Raw genomic sequence first — 16,456 nt, 5'->3', positions numbered from 1 at the left:
CGTTTGCGCGGCCACCGCGTCCGCGACGAAGTCGCCAGCGGTGGTCGCGCAAACGCGAGCCACAAAGGGGCCGCGAACACCCAGCGCCGCAGGCGCTGGAAAAAAATTACGGCAGCGGCGGGACCGCGTGCTCGTCGCCGATGAAATCGACCGAGGAGTATTCGCGCAGCTTGGTCAGGCGGTGGTAGGCGTCGATCATGCGGACCGTGCCGGACTTCGAGCGCATCACGATCGACTGGGTGGACGCGCCGCCGCCGTAGTAGCGCACGCCGCGCAGCAGGTCGCCGTCGGTCACGCCGGTGGCGCAGAAGAACACGTTCTCACCGGAGACGAGGTCCTCGGTGGTCAGTACGCGGTCGAGGTCGTGCCCCGCGTCGATGGCCTTCTGCCGTTCCTCGTCGTCCTTGGGCGCGAGCATGCCTTGCAGCTCGCCGCCCATACAGCGCATCGCGGCGGCGGCGATGATGCCCTCCGGGGTGCCGCCGATGCCGACCAGGATGTCGGTGCCGGAGTCGGGGCGGGCCGCGGCGATCGCGCCCGCGACGTCGCCGTCGGAGATCAGGCGGATGCGGGCGCCCGCGTCACGCACCTGCTGGATGAGCTCGGCGTGCCGGGGGCGGTCCAGGATGCAGACGGTCAGGTCGGACTTCGCGGAATTCTTGGCCTTGGCGACCCGGCTGATGTTCTCCGCGATCGGGGCGGAGATATCGATCACGTGGGCGGCGTCGGGGCCTACGGCGATCTTGTGCATGTAGAACACCGCGGACGGGTCGAACATGGCGCCGCGTTCGGCGACCGCGAGCACCGAGATCGCGCCGGGCACGCCCTTGGACATCAGCGTGGTGCCGTCGATCGGGTCGACGGCGAAGTCCACTTCCGGGCCGGTGCCGTCGCCGACGGCCTCGCCGTTGTACAGCATGGGCGCCTCGTCCTTCTCGCCCTCGCCGATGACGACGATGCCGCGCATGGACACCGAGCTGACCAGCTGCCGCATGGCGTCGACGGCCGCGCCGTCGCCCCCCTCCTTGTCGCCGCGTCCGACCCACCGGCCCGCGGCCATCGCCCCTGCCTCGGTCACGCGGACCAGCTCGAGTGCGAGGTTGCGGTCGGGCGCCTCGCGGCGGCTAGGGGTAGGGGAAGTTGCCGTCATTGCGGGGCCTCCTGTGCGTCGGTACGTACCGGTCAATTGTCTCATTCGATGTGGCACGGCCGTACACCCCTGCTCATGGTGCCGGGGTGCAGGGGGCGGCGTCGCCGCACGAGTGGATACTGGGAGCGTGTCGTACCAAAAGCCGCGCATCTTGAACGACTACCGGGATCTGTTCTGGTCGTTGATCCCGTTGGTCCTGATCGCGCTGGTGTTCGCCGGGCTGGCCAGCCAATGCAGTTTCGCCGCGAACGGTCCGACGCAGGGTCGGATCCCGCATTTCGACGCGCGCGCCGCGCTCACCGCCGACGCTCGTTCCCTGCCGTTCCCCATCCGCAACCCCGACCTGCCCGCGGACTGGACGCCGAACTCCGGCAGTCGCGAGTCGATCGGCGGCAACGGCGGCGGGCCGGTCAGCACGGTCGGCTACATCACGCCGCAGGGCACCTACATGCGGTTCACCCAGAGCAACGCGACCGAGGAGGCGCTGGCCAGGTTCGTGCTCGGGTCGCGCTACGCCAGTGGTACCGAGCAGGTCGGCGCGCAGAAATGGATCGTATACGCCGAGCAGGGCTCGGAGACCGCGTGGATCACCGACCTCGGCCAGTCCCGCGTGCTGATCACCGGCGCGGGCAACCAGGCGGCGTTCAGCACGCTCGCCCAGGCGATTACCGCGGCGCAACCGCTGAAGCCCTGAAATCCGCTTGTCTTCGGCTCCGCGCGTTCGTTAGCTTTGCCGCGGTACGAGACACGTGCCGAACCGGTTTTCGGAGGTCGATGAATATGGCTGTCCTCAGCCGTCTTTCGCATGCCTTTCGCCGGTTCGCGCGCCACTGATTTTTCCGCGGACGCGGACCGGTCTTTCTTCGATGACCAGGAGTGTCACGTGTCTGTGTCTGTTTCCCTTTCCCCCGACCTGCGCACCGAACGGCTGATTCTGCGGTCGTGGACCGTCGCTGCGGCGGCCGCCGTGCTCGATGGCCGCCGTCACGCCGAGTGGGTGGCGGATTTCCCTGCCGACGGCGATCGCGTCGTCGCGGGCTTGCTCGCGGCGCACCCGGACTGGCTCGGGCCGTTCGGGCATCGGCTCGTCATCGAGCGCTCGACCGGGCTCGTCGTCGGATCGACCGGGCTGTTCTGGCCGCCCGCCGACGGTGACCTGGAGATCGGGTACGGCATCGTCGGCTCGCGGCGCGGTCGCGGGTACGCCACCGAGGCCACCGTCGCCCTCACGGCGCACGCGCTCACCGCACCCGGCGTACGTGCGGTGCACGCCGAGGTGGAGCTGTCGAATCCGCCGTCGGCGCGGGTGCTGGAGAAGGCCGGATTCGAGCAGGTGAGCAGCGCGGACGGCGTCGCACGGTTCCGCGCCGTGGCCGCATCGCGCTGACGAGGCCGGGGGCCGTCGTCAGCGGTGGCTCACCACGTTGACGATGGTCCCGCTCGGATCCCGGACGAAGAAGCGGCGTACGCCCCACGGCTCGTCGCGCAAGGAGTAGACGACCTCGGCGCCCGCGGCGGTCACCGCCGCGTGCACGGCGTCGACGTCGTCCACCTCCACGCTCATGTCCGGCTGGAATTGTTCGGCGTCCGGGCCGACGAGCAGGACCTGCGCGGTCGGGTTGGACGGCGAGGCCATCGTCACGACCCAGCCGAGGTCCATCGCCTCGTGGAAGCCGAGCAGCCGGTAGAAGTCGCGGCTGGCGGCCAGATCGGTGGTGCGGATGTCGGGCGTGGCGCGGCGGATGGTCACTCTTGCCGCTCCAGGTCGGTGCGGTGCAGCGCGTCCTCGACACGCTTGCGCGCGCCCGCCAGGTGTTCCTCACAGCGGTTGGCCAGCGCCTCGCCGCGCTCCCACAGAGCGAGGGATTCATCGAGGTCGAGGCCGCCCTGTTCGAGGATCTTGACGACGTTGACGAGTTCGTCGCGCGCGCGTTCGTAGCCGAAACCCGCGATCTCCGCGGCGTCGTCGGCCGGGTCGGCGCCCGTCCCCTCGGCTTCGGTGGACTTGCCGGACTGGGCCAAGTCAGTTCCTCCCTGTGTCGGTGTTCTTGGCGCCGAGGGCCTGGGTGCCGAGCGCGGCGGCCGTGATGGCCCCGTCGGCGACCCGGATGCGCAGCTGGCTGCCGGCGGGCGCGTCCTCGATGGAACGCACCACCTCGCGTTCCCGACCGGTGACCCGCTGCACGACAGCGTAGCCACGGGCGAGTGTGGCGGCGGGGCCGACGGCGGTGAGTTTCTCGCGCAGATGCCTTGTGGCCGTGGCTTCGGTGCGGACGAAGTGCTCGGCGCAGCGGTGCGTGGCCGCGCGCAGACGTTCGATCTCTTCCTGGCGGCGATCGATCTCGCGCAGCGGATCGGCCAGCACGGGTCGCGAACGCAGCTGGGCGAGCGCCTTGGTCTCTCGGTCGACCCAACCCCGCAACGCCGCGGCGGTGCGTTCGCGCAGTTCACGAATGCAGGCCAGCTCAGCGGCGGCGTCCGGGACGATCCGTTTGGCGGCGTCGGTCGGCGTGGCCGCGCGCAGATCGGCGACGAAGTCACTGAGCGGGTTGTCCGGTTCGTGGCCGATCGCGCTGACGATCGGCGTGGTCGCGGCCACGATGGCGCGGCACAGCGCCTCGTCGGAGAACGGCAGCAGGTCTTCCACGCTGCCGCCGCCGCGCGCGAGCACGATCACCTCGACGTCCGGATGCCGGTCGAGCTCCGCCAGCGCCGTCAGCATCTGCGATACCGCGGTCGGCCCTTGCACGGCGGTGTTGCGGATCTCGAAACGCACCGCGGGCCAGCGATTGCGAGCGACGCTCAGCACATCGCGCTCCGCGGCGCTCGCGCGGCCGGTGATGAGGCCGATGGTTCCGGGAAGGAACGGGATCGGACGCTTGAGCCGGGGATCGAACAGGCCCTCGGCGTCCAGCAGCGCCTTCAGCCGTTCGATGCGGGCCAGTAGTTCGCCGATGCCGACGGGCCGGATCTCCAGCACGCGCAGCGAGATCGTGCCGCGCCCGGTGAAGAAGGAGAGCTTGCCGTAGACGACCACCCGGCTGCCCTCTTGCAGGGGAACGGGGGAATTGCGGATCAGGTCGGGATCGCAGGTCACCGACAGCGACATGTCGGCGGACGGGTCCCGCAGCACCAGGAACGCGGTGCGGGTGCCGGGCCGCAGATTGATCTGGGTGATCTGGCCCTCCACCCAGATGCTGCCGAGCCGGTCGATCCACTGGGCGACCTTGATGGAGACCGAACGCACCGGCCACGGATGCTCAGCGGAGTTGGCCGGAGAGGCGGCGGGTTGGCCGGAGGTCTCCCGGCCAGCCGTCGGCGACGAGGGTGTCCGGGGTTCGGTCACTGGGCCTGCACAGTGGCGATCCGGTTCGTGAGCATGGTCACGAACGGCGCCCTGGCGCGGGTGTGCTGCTCGTACTCCAGCAGCGCGGTGAGGTCATCGATAGTCAGCAGGCGCAGGCGGGCGCGCAACTGGGCCAGGGTCATGTTGGCGTAGTCGTAGCGGCTGGCGACTTCCGGTTCGGCGATGACGGGCGCTTCCGCGACGGTCTCGGGATCGGTGTCCGGGTCCGGCTCCTCGGCCGGTGGCTCGCCGATCGGCGTCACGGAGGCGACATGGCCGTTGGTCGCGCCTGCACGGGTGTCGTCCGTGGCGAAGGATTCGGGCGCGGGGAACGCGTCGGGATCATCGGCGGTGTAGAGGTCGAATCGGCTCGCGCGCAGCGTGCTGGGGCTCGGGTCGTCGGCGAGGTCCTCGTCGAAGGTGGCCCACTCCGGCTGCTCGACCGGGCGGTTGGCCAAACGGTCGAAAACCGCGTCGCCCTTCAGGGCCAGACTGGTGACGAACTGCTGGACGTGCATCGTCGTCTGCAGCACCTGACTGATGGCCGTGATCGGGAAATTCATTGCCGCCGTGGGTAGCCGACGGGATTCCTCGAGGGCGTATACGGCCGCGCCTGCGGCGACCCGGGCCAGAAAGGGTGGTCGAAACATGGTCCTAGCCTGCCGGAAATGGTGTGTTATGCAAAGGAGGGGCGCGCGGTTCGCGTATTCGCGGGTCGTAGCCGATCGGCGGGACCGCACTCATATCGCGGAAATGCGCGCAGGAACCCGGCGGGCCGTCCGAAACAATCGTCGCACCCGGTCGTAGACCCGGCTTACGATCCCGATCCGCGGGTCGCAGCGGGAATGTGACGGGCAACTCCCGGACGTGGCGCGATCCCGGGCCGCACGTATCCTGTGGGCATGTCTTCGGCCATTCCCTTGAACGTCGGAATCGCCCGCTCGGCAGGTGCCGCAAGCACCGTCGCCGACGGCGGAAAACGCGTGCTGCTCGCGGAGCCGCGCGGGTACTGCGCCGGCGTGGACCGGGCGGTCGAAACCGTCGAGAAGGCGCTGGAGAAGCACGGTGCGCCCATCTACGTACGCAAGGAGATCGTGCACAACCGGCACGTCGTGGAGACGCTGCGCGAGCGCGGCGTGATCTTCGTCGACGAGACCGACCAGGTCCCCGAGGGCGCGGTCGTCGTGTTCTCCGCGCACGGCGTGTCCCCCGCGGTGCACACGTCGGCCGCCGAGCGCAATCTGCACACCATCGATGCCACCTGCCCGCTGGTGACCAAGGTGCACCAGGAGGCGAAGCGGTTCGCCCGTGACGACTACGACATCCTGCTGATCGGTCACGAGGGCCACGAGGAGGTCGAGGGCACCGCGGGCGAGGCGCCCGAGCACGTGCAGCTGGTCGACGGGCCCGGCGCGGTGGACCAGGTCAGCGTGCGCGACGAGTCGAAGGTGATCTGGCTCTCGCAGACCACGTTGAGCGTGGACGAGACGATGGAGACGGTGCAGCGGCTGCGCGAGCGCTTCCCCGCCCTGCAGGACCCGCCGAGCGACGACATCTGCTACGCCACACAGAACCGCCAGGTCGCGGTGAAGGCGATGGCTCCGGAATGCGATCTGGTGATCGTGGTCGGTTCGCGCAACTCGTCGAACTCGGTGCGCTTGGTCGAGGTGGCGCTCGGTGCGGGCGCCAAGGCCGCGTATCTGGTGGACTTCGCCCGCGAGATCGACCCGGCCTGGCTCGACGGCGTCCGCACGATCGGCATCACCTCGGGCGCCTCGGTGCCCGAGATCCTGGTCCGCGGTGTGCTGGACAGCCTGGCCGAGCACGGCTACGGCGACGTCCAGCCGGTCACCACGGCCAACGAAACCCTCGTTTTCGCCCTTCCCCGCGAACTGCGCGACGCCCGGCGCTGACGCCAGGCCCGCACCGAGCGTGCGGTATCCAGCTCCGACCGCACCGAGCGACCTCGCCTACAGATTCTCTGGCCTGCGCCGTTCCGGGCGGTTCGAATCGCGTTCGCGATAGCGCACATTGGGCTGGGGGTGCGGCGGCATCTCACGGCGGCGGCCCGCGCCGCGTGGTGGTTCGCCTTCGGCCCGCGGCATGGCACCGGTCGGGCGGGCAGGGCCCCGAGCGGGAGTCCGCCCTTCGCGCGGACGGGAGGGGGCGACGCGCGGCGGGGTATCGGCGACCTGCGCTGCCGGTCGGCGGGCCGGGCGGGGAGCAGCGGGCTGTTCGGCGTCGGCCGACTCCGGCACGGCGGGCTCGTCCTTCGGGCGGCGGGTTCTGCGGCGCGCGGAGTCCGGCAGGCCACGAGAGGAACGGCCGGGCTTGGTCTTCTTCGCAGGTGACTTGCCCCAGCTGCCGCCACGGCGTGGTGCTTTGTCGCCTCCCTCTTCCCGGCGGTGCAGGTAGATCCGGGCGCCACCGATCAGCAGGACCACCACCGTGGCCAGCATCATGGTCGGGAACCGGTTCACCAGCGGGATCGCCAGGTTCAGCAGGATGTCCTTCATCGAGGTCGAGCCACGGCCGGTGAGCTGCTGATAGGCCAGCGGGACGGCGACGAAGAGCAGCAGTGGCGGCAGCACCATCGTGCTGAACAAGCCCCGGTAGCGAACGGCGGCGACGGCCGCCACACAGCCCACGATGTACAGCGCGGCGAACGTGCCGGTCAGCTCGGCACTGCCGCCGCTGGCATCGATCAGGAATCCCAGAAACGTGCAGGCAACCGCGATCAGGATCGCCGCGCCGACCGGGATCCCCGGCACCGACGGCAGGATCGAGCGTTGCGGCGCGGGCACCCGGGATCGCACACGTTCGGAAGCAGCCACGATATGCACACTAGTTGCCGCCGCTCTCGGCGGCGTGGCGGCACGGCCATAGTCCCGGTTACTCGCCCGCGTCGGCGAAGCTCACCGCGCGAGGCCGGGAATCCACACGCCCGATCTCGGGCACTTCCTGCTCGGCTATCTCGAGCTCGTGCAGTTTGCGCGCGGTGACCATCACTCGTGACTCCACCGAGGCCACTGTGTAATTGAAAGCCTCGACAGCTCTGCCGAGTTGCGCCCCCAGCCGGTCCAGATGTTTCCCCGTCATGCCGAGCCGCTGATACAGCTCACGGCCGAGCCGCTGCACGGTGGCCATGTCCTTGGAGAGCGCCTCCTGCCGCCAGCCGAAGGCGATGGTGCGCAGCAACGCGATCAGGGTGGTCGGTGTAGCGAGGATCACATTGCGGCCGAACGCGTACTCCAGCAGCTCGGAGTCGGTGGTCAGGGCGGCGTCCAGGAACGGATCGCCGGGCACGAACAGCACCACGAATTCGGGTGCGGGGTCGAAGGCGGCCCAGTACGCCTTGTCCGACAGCTGGTCGACATGCGCGCGCAGATGTTTGGCGTGCCTGGTGAGCAGCTCGGCGCGCACGTCGGGGTCGTCGGTGCCGCAGGCGTCCAGGTAGGCGGCGAACGGCACCTTGGCGTCCACCACGATGTGCCTGCCGCCCGCCAGGCGCACCACCAGATCGGGTCGCACCGTGCGGTCGTCCTCGCCGTGACCGGTGCGGCTCACCTGGGTCCGGAAATCGCAATGCCTGGTCATCCCGGCCAGCTCGACCACCCGCTCCAGCTGGATCTCGCCCCATCGTCCCCGTACTTGCGGCGCGCGCAGCGCCGCGACCAGCCGGCCGGTCTGCCCGGTGAGCTGATGCGACGTGCGCTGCATGCTCGCGACCTGTTCGCGCAGGCTCGAATACGCGGTGAGCCGCTGTCGCTCGACCTGCTGGATGTGCTCGTTCAGCGCTCCGACCGCCGCCCGCAGCGGTTCCACCAGCGCGCCGACGGCGTGCGAATGCCTCCGCGCGGCATCCTCGTTGGCCGCGGTGAGCGACTGCCGCAGCAGCCGTTCGTTGTCCGCCGCCGCGGTGAGCCGCGCCTCGGCCGCCGCCGCGCGATGCCCGTCCCGCGCGGCGCGGCCCAGCCAGCCGAGGCCGAGACCGGCGGCGAACACCAGCACGAGGGCGACGAGCATCGGTGCGGTCATAGCGGAGATAGTGCCGTACGTCACCGACAAGAACGAGCATCTGGCAACTGCTCGGCATCGCGTCGGAAACCGGCTCGGCCAGCGCGTTACCGAAAATTTCACATAGCTGTTCGGATTCTGGCATCCGGAATCGCCCACGCCGTGGGATTCGGGAGGCCAAGAGTTGCGTGAGGTTTCGGCTCGTCGCCGAACGGGATCCGCCGATTCGGACACGTCGGCTGGACACGCCGGGTTCCGGCTGGGCGAACCCGACACAGCGGGCGGGGCGATTGAAGTCTGTCGGTGCCTTGCCCTACGGTTTCGCGGCATGCGGATGCTGCACACCTCGGACTGGCACATCGGGCGCACGTTCCACGGGGTCGATCTGCTTGCCGACCAGGCTCGTTCACTGACCGCCATCGCGGAGCTGGTAGCCGAGGAATCGGTCGATGTGGTGGTGCTGCCGGGTGACGTGTACGACCGGTCGATTCCCAGCGCCGACGCGATCGCGGTGTGCAACCGGGGATTCGAGGCGATCCGCAGTGCGGGGGCCCGGATCGTAGCCACTTCGGGGAACCACGATTCGCCCGCTCGGCTGGGCGCCGGCGCGAGCTTCGCCGCCGCGGGCGGGCTGCATCTGCGCACCACCGTGGCCGACGCCGATCGGCCCGTGCTGCTGGAAGACGAGCACGGGCCGGTGGCGTTCTACGGCATCCCGTACTTGGAACCGGAGATCACCCGCGCGGAACTCGCAGTGCCGCAGGCGCGCTCGCACGCGGAGATCCTGGACGCGGCCATGGCTCGCGTACGTGCCGACATCGCGCGGCGGCCCGGGGCGCGGACGGTTGTGCTGGCCCACGCCTTCGTGGTCGGCGGGGAAGCCACCGGATCGGAACGCTCCATCTCGGTCGGCGGCGTCGAGACGGTTCCGCTGGCTGCTTTCGACGGCATCGACTACGTGGCCCTCGGCCATTTGCATTCACCGCAGACGCTCGCGGAGGCGGTGCGCTACTCCGGCTCGCCGCTGCCGTATTCGTTCGGCGAGAACGCGCATCGCAAAGCGGTCTGGATCGTCGACTTGGATGCGTCCGGCCTGCGAGCGGTGCGCCGCAGGGACCTGCCGACGGTGCGGGGCCTGAGCAAACTGACCGGCACCCTGGACGAACTGCTGAGCGGCGCCGAGTACGGCACGGCCGAACAGCACTACGTGTCCGCGGTGCTCACCGACGTCGCCCGCCCGGTCGACGCCATGCGCAAGCTGCGCGAACGGTTCCCTTACGCGGTGCACGTCGAATGGGTGCGGCCCGAGGGCAGCCCGGACCTGCGCTACCGTGAGCGGGTGCACGGCCGCCGCGACATCGAAGTAGCCCACAGCTTCCTCACCGACGTCCGCGGCGCACCCAGCTCGAGCGAGATGACCTGGCTGGAGCGGGCGCTGTCCGCCGCCGTCGCCGAACCGGAGCAGGTGGCCACCGTGGCCGCCGCCGAGGAACTGACCGCATGAGCGCCCTGCCGAGGCCGGGCGTAGGCGCGGCGGCATGAGGCTGCACAAGCTGGAGATGACCGCCTTCGGCCCGTTCGCCGCCACCACGGTCGTCGACTTCGACGCGCTCGGCGCCGACGGGCTGTTCCTGCTGCACGGCCAGACCGGCGCGGGCAAGACCACGGTGCTGGACGCGATCGCGTTCGCGCTCTACGGCCGGGTGCCCGGTGCGCGCGGGGAGAGCAAGCGCCTGCATTCCGATCACGCACCGGAGCAGACACCACCGGAGGTGGTGCTGGAGGCGACGTTGGGCGGGCGGCGACTGCGTCTGACCAGAGGCCCCGAGTACCAGCGTCCCAAGCGGGATGGCACGGGCATGCGCACGATCAACCCGAAGGCGACGCTGGCCTGGCTGGACGGCCGGGGCGAGAACCTCTCCCGGATACCGGATATCGGCGAGGAGGTGCTGCGCCTGCTCGGCATGAGCGCCGACCAGTTCTTCCAGGTGGTGCTGCTGCCCCAGGGCGACTTCGCCCGCTTCCTGCGCGCGGACAACGAAGATCGCGAGAAGCTGCTCGAAAAACTTTTCGACACGAAGCGTTTCGGCACCGCCGAGCAGTGGCTCGCCGACAAGCGCCGCGCCGCCGAATCGGATCTGGATGCTCGTACCGACGGCATCAAGCGGCTGATCACGCAGGTGGGCATGGCTGCGGGGGTAGCGGATTCGGTCGGTACGGGCGAATGCGTCGGGTGGTCGCAGGATCTTTTGTCCACCGCGCGCGTTGATCTGGCCACGGCCGTGGCAGAAGTCGAACGCTGCCAGGCGGAATCGGCGCGCGTCCGGGAGCAGGCCGAACAGCAGCGTCGGCTGCGCGAACTGCGTCGCCGCATGAGCGCGGCACGCGCGCAACTGGACGACTACGCGGCTGGCGCGGATCGGCGCGCCGCACTGCAAGCGGAGCTCGACCTCGCTCGCCGGGCCGCGCCGGTCGTCGCCGCCATCGACGAAGCGCGTACGGCGGTGCAAACCGAGCGCAGGCGGGAGGGCGAAAAGCACACGGCGGCAGCGCGGCTCGCAGCCCGCCTGCTGGAACCGGCGAGCGCCGAACTCGGCGGCGCCGAACTGGTCGACGGCGATCGGGTACGCGATGACGCCGACATCGACGCGGCGGTCCAGCGCTGGAGCGCGCAGATCGGTGCGCTGGACGAAGTGCGAACCGACGCCGCCGCCGCCACCCGGCTCGGCGGTGAACTCGACGCCCTGCGCACCGAGGACGCGACGCTGGCCCGGCGCGTCACCGAACTCGCCGCGCGGCGCGAGGAGCTGCCCGCCGTGCTCACCGCGGCCGAGGCCAGGCTGCGCGAGGCCGCCGAAGCGGTCGCCGCCCTGCCCGGCATCACCGCGGAGACCGAACGGTTGCAGGCGGCCGCCACGGCCGCGGTCGAGCTGGCCGCCCGGCGCACCGCGCTCGATCACGCCCGCATCGAGTTCGACGCGGCCCGCGCCGCGCACCTCGACGCCAAAGAACTCGTGCTGGATCTGCGTGAGCGCAGGCTGAGCGGAATGGCCGCCGAACTGGCCGGCGAGCTGGTCGACGGAAGCCCCTGCGCGGTCTGCGGTTCCGCGCAGCATCCCGCACCCGCCCAGCCGACCGACACCGCGGTGTCCAAGGACGAGGAGGAAGCCGCGGCGGCGGCCGAGCGTGCCGCGGAGGACGTCCGCGATCGCGCGCTGGCTCGCATCACCGGCCTGGAGCGCGAGATCGAAGCGCTGGTCGCTCGCGGCGGCGATACCGACCGCGTCGAACTCGCCGCGGCCCTGCGCGCCGCGACCGAACGCTACGAGGACACTTCGGAACTGGCCGCCAACGCCGACGGGCTGGAAGCCGAACTCACGCGCCTGCGCGGCGACGAGGCACGCCTGCACGACGAGCTGCGCGCATCCGAGGCGCGCCGCAGCGCGGTCGCCGCCACTGTCGCCTCCGCCGAAAAGCGCCTCGGCGAGCTCACCGACCGGCTGCGGAGCGCGGCGGGCGCGGACCTGACCATCGACCGCCGCCGTGCCCGGCTCGCCGCTCTCGTCGCCGAGGCGACCGCCCTGCGCGACGCCCGCGCCGAAGCGGTGGCGGCGCGTGAGCAGGTGTCCCTGATCGCCGATCGGGTCGAAAACCTCGCCGGTCTTGCGGGTTTCGTGCCGGAAGGCGAGTATGGCGGTTCGCCGTTGGCTCCGGGCTCCGCGTCGGTCACTACTGAGGGCTCGGCTCTGGCCAGCGGTCCGGCTCAGCTCCTGGAATCCGCCGAGATGGCCGCTTCGGATTCCGTCGGCGCCGAAGAACCGGCGCTTTTCGGCACTCGAGCTCGGGACACGATGGGAGACGATGTCGCGCGCTTGACCGCCTACGCGAAAGTCGTCAACGCCGCGTCGCGTGACTCTCGGCGGCAGGCCGAGATCGAAGCGGAACTCGTGGCCGCCGACCGTGCCCGTGCCGCGGCGGAAGCGGTGCTGGCGGAACCGGAGATCCGAGCGGCGTCGGCGCAGGAGCCCGGCGACCCCGCCGAGCTCGACGCGCTGGTGACGGCCGCGCAGACCGCGCTCAACGCCGCTGTGGCCGCCCATGCGGAGGCGAGCAGGCGAGCGAGTCAACTCGAGGAGCTCGGCGGCCAGCTCTGGGCCGCCGTGGACCGGATCGCCCCGGCACAACAAGCGTTCGATGAACTCGACGGTCTCGCCGACCTGGTCGCCGGGCGTGGTGCGAACAACCGCCGCATGTCCCTGCACTCCTACGTTCTGGCCGCACGCTTGGAGGAGGTCGCCCAGGCGGGATCGCTGCGGCTACGCAGAATGTCCGGCGGCCGTTACGAATTCGTTCACTCGGACAAGGCCGGGCCGCGTGGTCGCCGAGGCGGCCTCGGCCTGGACATCCGTGACGACTACACCGGAGCCATCCGTCCGGCCAAGACGCTGTCCGGTGGCGAAACCTTCATGGCCTCCCTCTCGCTGGCGCTCGGCCTGGCCGACACCGTCGCCGCCGAATCCGGTGGCCTCGTGCTGGACACTTTGTTCATCGATGAGGGATTCGGCGGCCTGGACGCCGACACCCTGGACGCCGTGATGGGCGTGCTGGACGAACTCCGCGCGGGCGGACGCGTGGTCGGCGTGGTCAGTCACGTGGACGAGATGCGCCAGCGCATCCCCAGCCGCCTGCACGTCGTACGCGGCCGCGACGGCTCCCACCTCCAGGCGACGATCGCCTGAGCGCGGACTGCGGGGGCTCGGCGGTTGAGCCCTGCAGGCGGTGGGTGTACCCGGCCGTGGCGGCACGCCGCCGACGCCTTACCGGCCGCTGCGTACCGGACGTGAACATATCGGCTGCACTGCCGAGCGGTCTTGTCCGGACGCAGCGCATCACGTCCTTACCCGCGAGAGGCGGCCCGTAGGCCGCGGAGCGTGGGCGTGTTCGCCTCGCATCCGCCCGAACGACGTGCACGCTTCCGGCTGGGAAGCAGCCGCGAGAGTGAGCCACGGCGACCGTAGGCGTCCGCGCGACCTACCGGATGAGCGGCACCGTGCAGGCCGCGCGCGGGCACGCTGAGTTGCCCGGCGCACCCTTGACTGAGCATCGAGGACTGACGGTCGGCGATCAGCACGTTCCGGCCTCGCCGAACGACAGGCTGTTGCCGTCCTGGGCTAGCACGCCGACGTGACGCACGCCGTCGCTGTAGATCTCCTCCTGTTCGTGGCCGCTGCCCTGCGCGGCGAGTCGGCGAGCCGCGAGACTTCACCCCTCGTGGTCGAGCAGCCACCGTTTCACCGGCAATCCCCAGCGGAAGCCGCCGAGTGCGCCGCCGATGCGGAGGATCCGATGACAGGGCACGAAGAGGGCGGCGGCGTTGCGGGCGCAGGCGTTGGCCGCGGCGCGCGTGGCGTCGGGGCGGCCGGCGCGGGCAGCGAATTCGGTGTAGGTGAGTGGGCTCCCGGCCGGGACGGCGCGGAGCACTTCCCAGGCGTGCACGAGGAATTCCCCGGACTGCTGGCGAACGGGAATCGGGTCGACCGCGGTGAGATCGCCTTCGTGATAGGCGGTGACGGCACCGGTCACCTCGCCCAGCGAATCCCGCTGCCGCAGCCGGCCGGGCCGCAAGGCGGGATGGATCAGGCCGCGCAGGTTTTCCGCATCGGAGGTCCAACCGGAGGCCAGCACCGCGCCGTCGGGGTCGACGAGCGTGGTGAACGGGCCGAGCGGTGTCTCCGTGACGGCGAAATCCGCTGTGACGGTGCGGGTGCTGCCGACGTCGGTGCGGACGGCGAAGCTGGCGTTCATGATTCGACACTGCCTTTCGTAGTGGCGAGCGCGGGGACAACGGAAGGTGTGGCGCGGCTGGTCAGTGCCGTTTTCCACAGGTGCATGGACAAGTACGACCGCCACGGCACCCAGCGCGCGGTGTCCGTCAGGTCGATGCCGAGCAGGCTCGCGCCGCGGCGGACGACCAAGTCGGTGCCGAGCAGGACGTCCGGATCGGCGAGCAGGCGCATGGTCACGTAGTCGGCCGTCCACGGCCCGACACCGTCCAGCGCGAGCAGGTCGCGGCGGAGGTCGGCGGCGGTGCGCCCTTGGTGCAGCGCCAGCTCCCCGGAGGCGAGCGCCTCGGCGGCCGCGATGATGGATCGGATGCGCCGCGCCGGTCCGGTCAAGATCTCGGCGCCGCGTTCGGCGATCACCTCCGGCGTCGGGAACAGCAGTGGGATCGGCCCGTCCACCCGTTCTCCGAGTGCCTCGACCAGTCGGGCGGTGTGCGTGGCGGCGGCGGCCACCGAGATCTGCTGCCCGATCATGGTGCGCAGCAATAGTTCTGCCCCGTCGACGCATCCGGGCACACGGATACCGGGGGTGAACGACGGGCGACCCACGTCGACCGGGTCGATCTCGGTCAGCGCTTCGCTCTCCGGCGGTGACCCCGCCCCCGCGTCCGGCAGATATTCGGCGGCCTGCTCAGGCGGCCGTTTCGGGGAGCCGCCGTGCGCCGTAGGCCCAACACCGAGTGCTTCATCGATGCCGACCGGGTCGGCGTCCAAGTCGAGCAGGTGCCGCAGCCTGGTCACCGTCGGCGCGAGGTCGCGCATGTCGTGCAGGGACAAATCCGCGCGCACATGGTCGCGCTGGAAGCTCAGCCGCGCGGTGGCGTGCCCGTGTGGTGTGCGCAGGTTCCTGGTGTAAGCGCGGTCCTCCCACAATTCCATGCCCGGCACCACGTGCGCGGACAGGAACCATTCCAGCCAGGCCCGGTCGAGCGGTTCCCGGTAGGGCAGCCGCAGCGTGAGCGAGCCGCTGCCGGACGGCGCGGGACGCGCTGGGGCTCCGGTTTTCGCGCGCTGCGCTTCGAGCCGCATGGTGGTGGGGCTGACCGCGAACACCTCGCGCACCGTGTCGTTGAACTGGCGGATCGAGGCGAAACCCGCCGCGAACGCGATGTCGGACATGGCCATCGCGGTGGTCTGGATCAGCAGCCGCGCCGTGTGCGCCCGGTGCGCCCTGGCCAGCGCCAGCGGCCCCGCGCCCAGTTCGGTGGTCAGTACCCGGGTGAGCTGCCGCTGGGAATAGCCGAGCGTGGCGGCCAGCCCCGGTACCCCGGCCCGCTCGACCACGCCGTCTCCGATCAGCCGCATCGCCCGCGCGGCCAGATCAGCCCTCGTGTTCCACAGCGGCGAGCCGGGCGCCGCGTCCGGCAGGCAGCGGCGGCAGGCGCGGTAACCCGCCTGCTGCGCCGCGGCGGCGGTCGGCAGGAACGACACGTTGGCCCGCTTCGGCGTGATCGCCGGACACGAAGGACGGCAATAGATTCCGGTGGTTCGCACCGCGGTGAAGAATTGCCCGTCGAATCGCGAGTCCCGGGTCGACACCGCCCGGTAGCAACGTTCGAAATCCAATGCCGTGATCGTCACGCACACCACAATGGCAGCTGTGGCGAACCCGTGCTAGCGGGAATCGGCCACCATCGCTGGGGGCAGCCGCGACCTCGCACGACGACCATGAGATCGCACAGCCGTTGCCCGGTCAACAGTTGTGGCAACTACCGACTCGGCATGTGGTGACGCGCGCCGAAAATCTTTTCGGTCAGCAGCACCGGTTGGCCGGATTGCGATCGGCCTCGGCATGCCGCTGCCGCCAATACTCCCGCTCGGTCGGGATGGCGCAGCCGGGATGGCTGCGCCGCAGGTGCTCCACGTAACGCTGGTAGTCCTGCCCACCCAGGATCGAGTCGAACCACCAGACGCCCGCTCGGACGCCGTCGCCGCAGGCGCGGGCCGCGGCGCGCAGCCGGGCGCCGACCGGTCGCGCGGACCGATCGGCGCCCTGCTTCGCGGAGTCGCTGATAGCACTACCTTCGTTCATGGCTGGGACCTCCGGGGAACGCTTTTGTTGCTTGTCCTGCGAGGACTGAAATGAGACGGCGTCCCCGG

At 70.5% G+C, this 16,456-nt stretch carries 15 protein-coding genes; 5 read left to right on the top strand and 10 right to left on the bottom strand.

Annotated features, from left to right (window positions below; translation table 11 throughout):
* Positions 1 to 106: 106 nt before the first annotated feature.
* On the bottom strand, positions 107 to 1,150 hold the full coding sequence (glpX, locus tag ACWEO7_RS34980; RefSeq protein ID WP_356966745.1) for a class II fructose-bisphosphatase: 1,044 nt from the start codon (positions 1,148 to 1,150) through the stop codon (positions 107 to 109).
* A gap of 127 nt (positions 1,151 to 1,277) precedes the next feature.
* Here glpX and ACWEO7_RS34975 point away from each other — a divergent pair, with 127 nt between their 5' ends.
* Positions 1,278 to 1,844 carry a DUF4245 domain-containing protein gene (locus ACWEO7_RS34975; RefSeq protein ID WP_452429618.1) on the top strand — a complete coding sequence of 189 codons (567 nt, stop codon included), beginning with the start codon at positions 1,278 to 1,280 and terminating at the stop codon, positions 1,842 to 1,844.
* A 189-nt stretch (positions 1,845 to 2,033) separates the two neighbouring features.
* Positions 2,034 to 2,537 carry a GNAT family N-acetyltransferase gene (locus ACWEO7_RS34970; protein WP_452429616.1) on the top strand — a complete coding sequence of 168 codons (504 nt, stop codon included), beginning with the start codon at positions 2,034 to 2,036 and terminating at the stop codon, positions 2,535 to 2,537.
* A gap of 18 nt (positions 2,538 to 2,555) precedes the next feature.
* Here the strand turns inward: ACWEO7_RS34970 and ACWEO7_RS34965 are convergent, their stop codons facing one another.
* The 4 genes from ACWEO7_RS34965 to ACWEO7_RS34950 are packed head-to-tail and all read right to left on the bottom strand — an operon-like array spanning position 2,556 to position 5,146.
* Complete coding sequence (locus ACWEO7_RS34965; RefSeq protein ID WP_452429614.1) at positions 2,556 to 2,900, bottom strand: VOC family protein; 345 nt, start codon at positions 2,898 to 2,900, stop codon at positions 2,556 to 2,558.
* Positions 2,897 to 3,172, bottom strand: a complete 276-nt coding sequence (locus tag ACWEO7_RS34960; RefSeq protein WP_450015790.1) for an exodeoxyribonuclease VII small subunit — start codon at positions 3,170 to 3,172, stop codon at positions 2,897 to 2,899. Before ACWEO7_RS34960 ends, ACWEO7_RS34965 begins: the two co-directional genes overlap by 4 nt.
* Position 3,173: 1 nt before the next feature.
* Positions 3,174 to 4,496 (bottom strand): exodeoxyribonuclease VII large subunit, encoded by a 1,323-nt coding sequence (xseA, locus tag ACWEO7_RS34955; RefSeq protein WP_452429612.1) that lies wholly within the window; start codon positions 4,494 to 4,496, stop codon positions 3,174 to 3,176.
* Positions 4,493 to 5,146, bottom strand: coding sequence for a lipid droplet-associated protein (locus ACWEO7_RS34950; RefSeq protein WP_452429610.1), 654 nt, complete (start codon positions 5,144 to 5,146; stop codon positions 4,493 to 4,495). The genes xseA and ACWEO7_RS34950 overlap by 4 nt, the downstream gene beginning before the upstream one ends.
* 252 nt (positions 5,147 to 5,398) lie before the next feature.
* Here ACWEO7_RS34950 and ACWEO7_RS34945 point away from each other — a divergent pair, with 252 nt between their 5' ends.
* Complete coding sequence (locus ACWEO7_RS34945; protein ID WP_452429608.1) at positions 5,399 to 6,409, top strand: 4-hydroxy-3-methylbut-2-enyl diphosphate reductase; 1,011 nt, start codon at positions 5,399 to 5,401, stop codon at positions 6,407 to 6,409.
* Between the two features lie 57 nt (positions 6,410 to 6,466).
* Here ACWEO7_RS34945 and ACWEO7_RS34940 read toward each other — a convergent pair whose 3' ends face one another.
* Positions 6,467 to 7,330, bottom strand: coding sequence for a DUF6542 domain-containing protein (locus ACWEO7_RS34940; RefSeq protein ID WP_450015798.1), 864 nt, complete (start codon positions 7,328 to 7,330; stop codon positions 6,467 to 6,469).
* A gap of 58 nt (positions 7,331 to 7,388) precedes the next feature.
* Entirely contained in the window at positions 7,389 to 8,534 is a 1,146-nt protein-coding gene (locus ACWEO7_RS34935; protein ID WP_452429606.1) for a DNA recombination protein RmuC, read from the bottom strand.
* A 307-nt stretch (positions 8,535 to 8,841) separates the two neighbouring features.
* Between ACWEO7_RS34935 and ACWEO7_RS34930 the strand changes: the two genes are divergently transcribed.
* Positions 8,842 to 10,017: an exonuclease SbcCD subunit D gene (locus tag ACWEO7_RS34930; RefSeq protein WP_450015802.1), complete on the top strand. Its 1,176-nt coding sequence runs from the start codon at positions 8,842 to 8,844 to the stop codon at positions 10,015 to 10,017.
* A gap of 34 nt (positions 10,018 to 10,051) precedes the next feature.
* Positions 10,052 to 13,252: an AAA family ATPase gene (locus tag ACWEO7_RS34925; RefSeq protein ID WP_452429604.1), complete on the top strand. Its 3,201-nt coding sequence runs from the start codon at positions 10,052 to 10,054 to the stop codon at positions 13,250 to 13,252.
* Positions 13,253 to 13,775: 523 nt separating this feature from the next.
* Here the strand turns inward: ACWEO7_RS34925 and ACWEO7_RS34920 are convergent.
* The 3 genes from ACWEO7_RS34920 to ACWEO7_RS34910 all read right to left on the bottom strand — a co-directional run bounded on the left by ACWEO7_RS34920 (position 13,776) and on the right by ACWEO7_RS34910 (position 16,313).
* Complete coding sequence (locus tag ACWEO7_RS34920; RefSeq protein WP_452429602.1) at positions 13,776 to 14,318, bottom strand: methylated-DNA--[protein]-cysteine S-methyltransferase; 543 nt, start codon at positions 14,316 to 14,318, stop codon at positions 13,776 to 13,778.
* Entirely contained in the window at positions 14,315 to 15,946 is a 1,632-nt protein-coding gene (locus ACWEO7_RS34915; RefSeq protein ID WP_452429600.1) for a DNA-3-methyladenine glycosylase 2 family protein, read from the bottom strand. The genes ACWEO7_RS34920 and ACWEO7_RS34915 overlap by 4 nt, the downstream gene beginning before the upstream one ends.
* 163 nt (positions 15,947 to 16,109) lie before the next feature.
* On the bottom strand, positions 16,110 to 16,313 hold the full coding sequence (locus ACWEO7_RS34910; protein WP_379255412.1) for a YbdD/YjiX family protein: 204 nt from the start codon (positions 16,311 to 16,313) through the stop codon (positions 16,110 to 16,112).
* Positions 16,314 to 16,456: the final 143 nt, after the last annotated feature.

Source organism: Nocardia sp. NPDC004260 (assembly GCF_053603155.1).
Note: the sequence above shows the minus strand (reverse complement) of the source record. Positions and strands in the feature narration are given on the sequence as shown.